The sequence below is a fragment of the Arthrobacter sp. Y3223164 genome (assembly GCF_059091005.1).
This window is the reverse complement of record NZ_JBNHGF010000521.1, coordinates 1-1,622: the sequence shown is the minus strand read 5'-3', so window position 1 is coordinate 1,622 and position 1,622 is coordinate 1. Positions and strand designations below refer to the sequence as shown.

At 69.9% G+C, this 1,622-nt stretch carries 2 protein-coding genes and 1 pseudogene; 2 read left to right on the top strand and 1 reads right to left on the bottom strand.

Going from position 1 to position 1,622, the window contains the following annotated elements; genetic code table 11:
* A partial coding sequence (locus AC5RUJ_RS16035) for a DUF1727 domain-containing protein (RefSeq protein WP_494156215.1) occupies window positions 1–639 on the top strand: 639 nt, incomplete at its 5' end.
* Window positions 639–1,361: a type 1 glutamine amidotransferase gene (locus AC5RUJ_RS16030; RefSeq protein WP_494128996.1), complete on the top strand. Its 723-nt coding sequence runs from the start codon at window positions 639–641 to the stop codon at window positions 1,359–1,361. The genes AC5RUJ_RS16035 and AC5RUJ_RS16030, both read left to right, overlap by 1 nt.
* Before the next feature lie 77 nt (window positions 1,362–1,438).
* Here the strand turns inward: AC5RUJ_RS16030 and AC5RUJ_RS16025 are convergent.
* Window positions 1,439–1,622 (bottom strand): annotated as a pseudogene (locus tag AC5RUJ_RS16025) (hypothetical protein); the annotation flags it as partial.

The window sequence follows — 1,622 nt, the reverse complement described above, 5'->3', positions numbered from 1 at the left end:
GGCGGCCGGCCGAGCGCCGACGTCGTGCTCTCGGCCTGTGAAGGGGCCGCCGCAACCTTCCAGCTGGACGGCCGTGAGCTCGAGGTCGAGCTGAAGCTGACCGGCGTCTACAACGTGTTCAACGCCGCCGCGGCGTTGGTGCTGGCGCGGACCGTGTTGGGCCCCGCGGTGGACGAGCCGGCGCTGCTGGCCTCGCTGGAGAACGTGACGCCGGCCTTCGGCCGCGGCGAATCGCTGACCGTCAACGGCCAGCCGCTGGACCTGGTGCTGGTGAAGAACCCGGCCGGTTTCCGGCTGGCCCTGAAGTCCTTCCCCGCCGCCGGCTACCGGACGATGATCGCCATTAACGACAACTACGCGGACGGGCGGGACATGTCCTGGCTGTGGGACGTCGACTTCGATTCGCTGCGGGACACCGGCGTAGCCGTGGTCTCCGGGGTCCGGGCGCGCGACATGGGGCTGCGCCTTTTCTACGAGGACGTTCCGGTAGGCCGGGTGGACACGGACCTCAATGCCTCCCTGCAGCGGTTCATTGCGGGCGGTCCGGAGACGCCCAAGCGCATCTACTGCACCTACACCGCCATGCTGGCGCTGCGCCGCGAGCTCGGCAAACTGACCGAAGTGGAAGTGGTCTCCTGATGGACGCTCCTGTTATCGACCTGCTCCAGCTCTACCCGCGGGACATGAACATCTACGGCGACTGGGGGAATGTCCTGGTGCTGCGCAAGCGCCTGGAGCTGCGCGGCTACGACGTCCGGCTGCACGAGTACAACCCCGGCGACGCGTTCCCCGAGCAGGTGGACCTGATCGTGGGCGGCGGCGGCCAGGACTCCGGCCAGAACAAGATCCAGGCCGACCTGCTGGCCCAGGGCGGCCGGCTGCGGGAGCTGGCCGAGGACGGCCTGCCGATGCTGGCGGTCTGCGGCCTCTACCAGCTGTTCGGCCACCGGTTCACCACCCACACCGGCGAGGTCATCACCGGCATCGGGCTGCTCGATGCCGAAACCGTGGGCGGGCCCACCCGGTTGATCGGCAACACCGTGCTCGAAAGCGGCGAGTTCGGCACGGTTATCGGGTACGAGAACCACAGCGGACTGACCACCCTCGGCAGCGATGTCCGGCCGTTGGGACGGGTCACCAAGGGCCAGGGCAACAACGGCACCGACGGCACCGAGGGAGCCCGCTACCGGAACATCATTGCCACCTACCTGCACGGTTCCCTGCTGCCCAAGAACCCGGCCGTGGCCGACTACCTGATCCGCCACGCCGTCGAGCGGCGCTACGGCAGCTTCAACGACGTGCCGCTGGACATTCCGCATGAGGCCGAAGCCCGCGCCGACGCGGCGGCCCGTCCGCGCTGACGCCGGACGGCCGCTGACGCTTGGCAGACAGTGACGCCAGGCCGTCGCTAAGCCAGTCCGGGCGACGGGCCGCGGCGTCAATCGCCGCTGAGCAGCCACTCGCGGGCGACGTCCGTCGGGGCTCCCATGGACTCGACGGTCGCCTTGGTCCGTAGCCGGCTGGCCGCGTCCGCCTGTTCGGACACGCACCAGTCCCCGGACTTCGCGGCTGCCGCCAGCGCATCCGCTGCCACCGGGCACCAGCGGTGCCCGGGTCCGTCG

Bases quoted from the DNA above. Each gene is read 5' to 3' on its own strand.
- AC5RUJ_RS16030 (WP_494128996.1), top strand. From the start codon at position 639: ATGGACGCTCCTGTTATCGACCTGCTCCAGCTCTACCCGCGGGACATG.